This window comes from Ruminococcus sp. AF31-8BH, from assembly GCF_003460605.1.
GTDB classification, from domain to species: domain Bacteria; phylum Bacillota; class Clostridia; order Lachnospirales; family Lachnospiraceae; genus Blautia_A; species Blautia_A acetigignens.
This window is the reverse complement of sequence record NZ_QTVN01000032.1, coordinates 1-6,928: the sequence shown is the minus strand read 5'-3', so window position 1 is coordinate 6,928 and position 6,928 is coordinate 1. Positions and strand designations below refer to the sequence as shown.

Below are 6,928 nucleotides of genomic sequence, written 5' to 3'. Positions count from 1 at the left end.
AGATCACCCCGAAGGAGGCGAACCGTATCGGCTATGAGCTGGCTATGCGCTGGACAAAGGGGCGGCACGCTTTTATCGTTACCACGCACACCGATAAGCAGCACATCCATTGTCACATTTATTACAACTCCACCACCCTTGACTGCACCCGGAAATTCCGAAATTTTTGGGGCTCCAGCTTCGCCCTTCGGCGGCTCTCTGACAGGCTGTGCCTTGAAAACGGGCTATCCATCGTGGAGAACCCGAAGCCCCGGAGCAAGGGCAAGTATCGGAACTATGGAGAGTGGCAGAAAGACCGGAAAGGGCCGCTTTCCTATCAGGACAGGCTGCGCCTTGCCATTGATACTGCGTTGGCGGAACGCCCCGCTGATTTGGACGAATTTCTCAATTTGATGAAGCGGGCCGGGTATGAGGTCAAGACGGTTCGGGGCGGCGGTATCAGCTTCCGGCTGACCGGGCAGGGACAGGAACGCTTCACCCGTCTGCGTGCCTCCACGCTGGGGGACGGCTACGACTTGCAAGATGTTCTGTCCGCCATTGAGGGCAAAGAAAAACGCCCCGGGCGCTCGGAGCGGAAAATCAGTCTGGCGGTGGATATTCAAGCAAAGCTGGCTGCCGGTAAGGGGCCGGGATATGAACGCTGGGCGAAGGTATTTAACATTAAGCAGATGGCCGCCGCTCTTGCCTATATACAGGACAATAACCTGACCGATTATGAGCAGTTGGCGAAGAAAGCCACCGAGGCGGCAGACCGTTTCCATGTTATTTCCGAACAGGTCAAGCAGACGGAGCAGGCCATGAAAACCAATGCCGGGCTAAAGGCCGCAACGGTTCAGTATGCCAAAACCCGCCCAGTCTTTGAGCAGTATAAGGCGACGAAGTACAGCCGGAAATTCCTTGCGGAGCATGAGGCCGACCTTGAACTGTACCGGGCTGCACAAGCGGAAATGCGCTCTCTGCTGGGCGGGGCGAAGTTCCCTAAAATGGATGTGCTGAAGGAGGAAGGCCGCAAGCTCACAGCAAAGAAAAAACAGCTCTATGGAGAATACCAGAAGGCACGACGGGATATGCAGGAGATCGTCACGATCAAGGCGAACATTGACACTCTGATGGGCTACACCGAGCCGGGAAGAAAGCAGGAAAAGGAGCGTTAAGGTTATGAAAATAAGGAGCAAAGCGACGCTGACACTTCGGGCCATGTTGGCCCGAAGATACGGGTTTGGGGCGAGCCCCAACAAGCCGCCTTTGTGCCACTTGTGGCCACAGAGGCATTGCTTGCCACTTAGCGACAGCCCCTAAAATGGCGCAAAAAAACAGAGGCCCTTATTCTGGAACCTCCGTTTCTCTGGCTTTCTTAATGCCCTCGGCTGTGGCTTCTATCACGACAAGCTCTTTTTCATTCATGGAGTTTAGAAGTACATCAATGTGCTTTCTGCAAGAGCTTGACCTTGCCCCTCCGTCCGCATGAATAAATTGGTCAACTGAAACGTCAAACATGGTAATGAGTTTAACAAAAAGGTCGAAACTGGGATACTGACCTTTGTTCTCAATATTCATAATGGTACGGGAGTCACGGTCTACTAATTCCGCAACATAGGCTTGTGTCCAGCCCTTTTCTTCTCTGGCTCTTTTGAGAGCCGCCCCGAGGCCGTGAAAGTCAAACCTTCTTTCATCTTGGTTCATTCTCATATCACCCTATATCATTGTACATTTCGGGTTGGATTATGAAAATGTAATGAAATATGATGTAAGGTGGTATTTCATTTCCGCTATGTTTTCTTGAACCTTGAAAACACAAACATCCATTCATTCATTGACATTATTTTTTCTCTGTGTTATACTGTTATACACAATAGCATAACAGTTAAAACACACGGAGGATGCAGAAATGAAACTGATTATTTCAAATGTATCTGGCGTCCCCATATACGAGCAGATTAAACAGCAGATCAAGGCGGCTATTTTATCTGGCGAGCTTCAAGCCGAAGAAACTTTGCCCTCCCTTAGAACACTTGCCAAAGACCTAAAGATCAGCGTCTTAACAGTGACAAAGGCATACACAGAATTAGAGCAAGAGGGCTTTGTTAAAAATGTGCAGGGGCGCGGATGTTTCGTAATGGGGTCTGGTTCAGAACTGATTAAGGAGCAGCTTATTTGCAAAGTAGAAAACAATCTCACCGAAGCAATAAAAGCTGCAAGAATGGCAAATCTATCCACAGAGGAATTACATCGCCTTTTGGACATTTTAACGGAGGTAAAAACAGATGACTAATTATTTAGAGGTAACGAATCTTTCAAAATCTTTTGATTCTTTTCAACTTCACAATATCAGCTTTACTTTGCCAAAGGGGTATATTATGGGCTTGATCGGCCCGAATGGTTCTGGCAAAACAACGACAATCAAACTGATTTTGAATATGCTCAAGCGCACCGGCGGCACAGTCAAAGTGATGGGGCTGGATAATATCGCAGAAGAACAAAAAGTAAAATCAGAGCTGGGCGTTGTTTTCGATACAAATTATTTCAGTGATGATTGGAAAGTGTCGCAGGTTGAAAAATCCATTTCGGTATTTTATCCAAATTGGGACAGCCAGAAATTTGCGGATATGTTACGGAAATTTCACATTGCACCAACCAAAAAGGTAAAAGAACTTTCCAAAGGTATGCAGATGAAGTTAATGCTTGCCTGTGCGTTTTCATACGACGCCAAACTGCTGATCCTTGACGAGCCGACCAGTGGACTTGATCCGGTTTCCAGAGATGAACTTTTGAAAATTCTTTCAGAGTATATTGAAGATGGCGAACATAGTGTTTTGTTCTCCACCCATATCACAGGCGATTTGGAGCGTGCAGCCGATTATATTACCTACATCAGTTATGGCGAGTTGTTCTTTACTGGCAGCAAAGATGATTTTGTAGATATGTTCCGCATTGTAAAAGGTGGAATTGAGGAACTGTCCGATGATCTGAAAAATAAGGCGGCTGGTATTCGTACATTCCCTACGGGATTTGAGGCTCTGATGAAAACCGAAGATATTAACGATTTCTCCAACCTGACTGTTGAGCCTGCCACTATTGATGAAATTGTAGTGTTTACAAGCAAGAAAGGTGACGATTATGAGTAATATTTTGAAATCCACAAAATTAGATATTGCATTGGTAAAACCATATTTTAAGACGATTTGCTTTACCCTGCTTCTGCCGATTGTGTTTGCCGCAATCAATCGTTCTTTGCTGACAGGGGTATCATTTGCTATGTGCTTTATTGCCATGACGACGGGATATACCTTTTCCATCACAGAAAAAAACAGCATGGATCGTCTGTTTGGTATTTTACCTGTTCGTAAAAGCGAGCTTGTGATCGGACGCTATGTTTTTGTCCTTGCAATGGGGCTTCTTTCCTTGATTATTTCTTTGATTGCACAGCCGCTTGTCTTGAAAGTACTGGGTGAAACAGTTGGCGTATTTGATATTGTAACTGCCGCTATTGCAGGAGTATTCTTATTTGCACTCTATACCGTGTTCCAGATTCCGGGATATTACAAGTACGGCTCAATCAAAGGACGGGTATTTATGTATATTCCAGTGGCCGGTTTTTTGGTGACTTTACTTCTTCTCTCTAAAATGCCAGCTATCGGGAACTCAATTATTTCAGTCGTTGAATCTTCTCCGATACTTCTCGTTTTCCTTGCGGTTTTTGCTATTGTCGTGATGTATGCGGTTTCAATCTTCTTGTCCATTCGGGTTATGAAGAATAAGGAAATGTGAGGTGATTGTATGGATTTCACAATTTTGGCAGTTGTGCTTTTGATTGGTGTTGGCGTTCCTATCCGTAATAAACTCATACGGAAATATCGGGATAAGAAAAAGAATGATCGCAATTCGGAGTGAACAATATGGAGAAAACAGAGTTCATCCGCTGCCCAGTCTGCGGGAATAAAACACGCGACAAAATTCGGGAAGATACCGTACTTAAAAATTTTCCTCTCTTTTGTCCAAAATGTAAAAGTGAATGTCTAATCGACATTGAACAATTAGACTTACGATTAGCATTATGGGAATACCGTCGTTACTAATGACAGTATTCTGTTTGCTTTATGAGAAAATGCTCAATGCTGGAATGGGCAATAAATTTGAATTTGACAAGGAGATAATAATGATACCAATTTCTGATATTCTCATCCGCTCAATTAGTGGGTATGTGTTTATGGTTCCAGTCTTCGTACTGTATTTCTTGTGGCTCAAAAAATTGGGGAGAACACAAAGTTTTCTCCATACCGCTGCAGTGTTTGTTTTTGGTTATTATTTATTCGGACTTTTGACCGTCACAGGTATCGGCTTTACAAGCACAATGACCTTTCGCCCGAACATTTCTTGGACTCCATTTATCGGTATGATAACTGGGCCAATTGATACCATTCTGAATATTATTCTGTTTGTCCCGTTGGGATTTTTCCTGCCGCTGCTGTACAAGAAATATCATCACATGAAGACGGTTGCATTGACTGGCTTTCTGTTTTCTTTGGCTGTTGAAATTGTCCAGATGTTTGGCTGGGGTTCTTCCGACATCAATGACTTGATGACAAATACCGCTGGAGCCTGTATTGGATTTTTAGTTTATTGTCTGCTGTCAAGAATCTTGCCTGCCAATCTGAAAAAGCAACTTCAATCCAGCCGTGTCAATGCTGTGGCTGAAGTACTTCTCTTTGCTATTTGCACATTTGCCATTATGGTCACGGCTCAGACTTGGTTTGTCCATGATGTGCTGAATGTTCCATAAATTGTATCGGAAACAATCGGTCTCAGATATAAAAAAATAGTGTCTTCTGTTTGACACACCTGCAGACCGATTTTTCCGTATTGAACTTAGTCGCGTCAACGAAGCCACTACCTATGGAATTTCAATCTTTTCCTTCCTGTTATGCTTGGACAGATTGAATAATTCTCTTTGTGTTATATCTATTATTTTTAGGTAATAGTCCACAACGGCTTCTAACATGAAGGTACAAAAAATAAAAGTTGATCCTCAATCAACCCTATTATTGTACTCTTCAATTCATACTTTTCGATCTCAATGGTAGTATGGTTAGATAGACATCTGTTGCCGCTATCCCTTGGTAAGTTACCCGTTCAGCTTACCTACAAATTTAGAATACAATAAATGGCATCATTTGAACAGACTATATTTTTGGGATGAACTGTTCTACTATGAGAGCTTCGGTCTGTTTGCTGTGCTGATTCTGGTACAGTTGGCGGCCACCGGCGCAGCAGCGTTCCGCTTTTACTACAAACAAAGAAAAGGCTGAATAGAAAATAGGTATCATCAATCAAAAATATCATTGGAGGTATAACTTATGGAAAAAGAAACAATGGGAACTGTAATTTCAGTTATAAAACAATGGTGGTTAAAAGTGAATCGTAAACCTGCCCGCGTTCATGCGATGGATGGCGCAGCCTTTCCGCATACTATCAAGGTCAAATATACGATAGACGGCAAAGATTACATCTGCCGAAAATGGATTGGCGCAGGAAACAAAGTCCCTGACAAGGGAACAACGATTAAAGTTATCTATTGTGAAGATAAGCCATCGAAAGCAAGAATTGAACTCTAATTCAAATTGAATGACTAACATGGTATGTTTTGTGGCCTTTGCGGCATGAAACATACCTGCATATTCAAACATCTGCCTCCACAGCGGGGAAAAGAAAAAAACCGCTGACGGGCAGAGGATTTCGTGCGCTTTTCTGTATCATCGACTGATACGGCGGTTTTGAGAAAATCAGAGCCGCCGTTTCTTTTCGTCTATCCTAAACCAACGACGACCTAACACCGTGTAAATCCACGGCGGCATATAGGAGGATTGCCGCCGTGTCTATTTTTGCCTTTTTTCATAGCACCCATGACCTACATCAGTTAAAAAAAGCATAGCTCCGCCTCCGGGTTATTCCGGCTATGTATGCGAAATTTGTTGGAACCTTAATTATTATGTCATTTCATGCGTCCGTGTGGCTTCATGCCGCCCGGGCGCTTTTGCGTTCTTATGCGTTAGCTTCGGGTCATGTTGGCCCGAAGTCATTCCCCGGTGCCGCTCCCCGCCGCCTTCGTTTCGGTCACTCGTCAACCAACAACCGAAACGGAGGTCAATATGGCTATTATCAATTTGCGGGACTATTACCCATTCTATATATCGGATTGCTTCATGGAAGTATCGGAAGAAGTTGCAGAAATGTTCAAAGAGTTTGAGCGTAAAGAGGCTGCTTATCGGCTGCGTACATACCGCCACAAAGCCTACTATTCCCTTGATCGGGACGACGGGCTGGAGCACGAAGCTGTCTTTGTCGCCTTATCGCCCCATGAACTGTATGAGCGGAAAGTGACCATGCAGGAGCTTCACGCAGCGATTTCCAGTTTGCCGGACAAACAGGCAAAACGGATTTATGCTCATTTCATTCTCGGCATGACCAAACAGGACATTGCCCGGGCAGAGGGCGTCCATGAAAAAGTGGTTCGTGTCGCAATCGAGCGAGGTCTGCGGCGCTTAGAAAAAATTTTGAAAAATTCTTTGTAAGGCGTACCGATTTAGGCCGGAAAATGAAATGGCTTATGAGAGGCAAAACACTTCGGGTCACAATGGCCCGAGGTTCAGACAAGCCTCATGCAGATTGAAAATTGAATAAAAAGACACCCGGATACGAAGGGGAACGCGCTGTGTGACAGACCCGCCATGACCTCGGATTTCAGAGAATACAGTCTTTGTAAAACTGAGCGAGCGAACAGGTCCATGCCATAGGTGGGGCAAGGCTGGCTCCACCGGAACAGGCGCAGAACCCGGATACTTGCGTTTAGTCACAGTCCGAGCGTTGAAGCGGCCTTGCAAGCCGTGAGCCGTCGCAGGCAATGAGAACGCCTTGCCATCAGAATGGGGAG

The 6,928-nt window shown here is 44.8% G+C and carries 10 protein-coding genes; 9 read left to right on the top strand and 1 reads right to left on the bottom strand.

The genetic code is table 11. From position 1 onward, the window contains the following. The coding region (locus DWZ38_RS21505) for a relaxase/mobilization nuclease domain-containing protein (RefSeq protein ID WP_243000492.1) at positions 1-1,154 on the top strand (1,154 nt) is incomplete at its 5' end. Positions 1,155-1,323: 169 nt separating this feature from the next. Here DWZ38_RS21505 and DWZ38_RS21500 read toward each other — a convergent pair. Next, the gene (locus DWZ38_RS21500; protein WP_004064252.1) at positions 1,324-1,689 is read right to left on the bottom strand and encodes a helix-turn-helix transcriptional regulator; all 366 of its coding nucleotides are present in this window, start codon (positions 1,687-1,689) and stop codon (positions 1,324-1,326) included. 199 nt (positions 1,690-1,888) lie between these two features. Between DWZ38_RS21500 and DWZ38_RS21495 the strand changes: the two genes are divergently transcribed. The 8 genes from DWZ38_RS21495 (at position 1,889) to DWZ38_RS21465 (ending at position 6,569) form a co-directional block, all read left to right on the top strand. Then, complete coding sequence (locus tag DWZ38_RS21495; protein WP_002578893.1) at positions 1,889-2,272, top strand: GntR family transcriptional regulator; 384 nt, start codon at positions 1,889-1,891, stop codon at positions 2,270-2,272. Beyond that, positions 2,265-3,125, top strand: coding sequence for an ABC transporter ATP-binding protein (locus DWZ38_RS21490; RefSeq protein ID WP_109258364.1), 861 nt, complete (start codon positions 2,265-2,267; stop codon positions 3,123-3,125). The genes DWZ38_RS21495 and DWZ38_RS21490 overlap by 8 nt, the downstream gene beginning before the upstream one ends. Next, the gene (locus DWZ38_RS21485; RefSeq protein ID WP_015542934.1) at positions 3,118-3,768 is read left to right on the top strand and encodes an ABC-2 transporter permease; all 651 of its coding nucleotides are present in this window, start codon (positions 3,118-3,120) and stop codon (positions 3,766-3,768) included. Before DWZ38_RS21490 ends, DWZ38_RS21485 begins: the two co-directional genes overlap by 8 nt. A 128-nt stretch (positions 3,769-3,896) precedes the next feature. Then, on the top strand, positions 3,897-4,076 hold the full coding sequence (locus DWZ38_RS21480; RefSeq protein ID WP_074021989.1) for a cysteine-rich KTR domain-containing protein: 180 nt from the start codon (positions 3,897-3,899) through the stop codon (positions 4,074-4,076). 44 nt (positions 4,077-4,120) lie between these two features. After that, positions 4,121-4,780 (top strand): VanZ family protein, encoded by a 660-nt coding sequence (locus DWZ38_RS21475; RefSeq protein WP_242981487.1) that lies wholly within the window; start codon positions 4,121-4,123, stop codon positions 4,778-4,780. 391 nt (positions 4,781-5,171) lie between these two features. Beyond that, a complete protein-coding gene (locus DWZ38_RS23220; protein ID WP_256186109.1) occupies positions 5,172-5,306 on the top strand; it encodes a hypothetical protein in 135 nt (44 codons plus the stop codon). Between the two features lie 48 nt (positions 5,307-5,354). Next, the gene (locus DWZ38_RS21470) at positions 5,355-5,612 is read left to right on the top strand and encodes a sugar ABC transporter permease (RefSeq protein WP_071441246.1); all 258 of its coding nucleotides are present in this window, start codon (positions 5,355-5,357) and stop codon (positions 5,610-5,612) included. Positions 5,613-6,146: 534 nt separating this feature from the next. Beyond that, positions 6,147-6,569 (top strand): sigma factor-like helix-turn-helix DNA-binding protein, encoded by a 423-nt coding sequence (locus DWZ38_RS21465; protein WP_117855340.1) that lies wholly within the window; start codon positions 6,147-6,149, stop codon positions 6,567-6,569. Positions 6,570-6,928 lie beyond the last annotated feature (359 nt).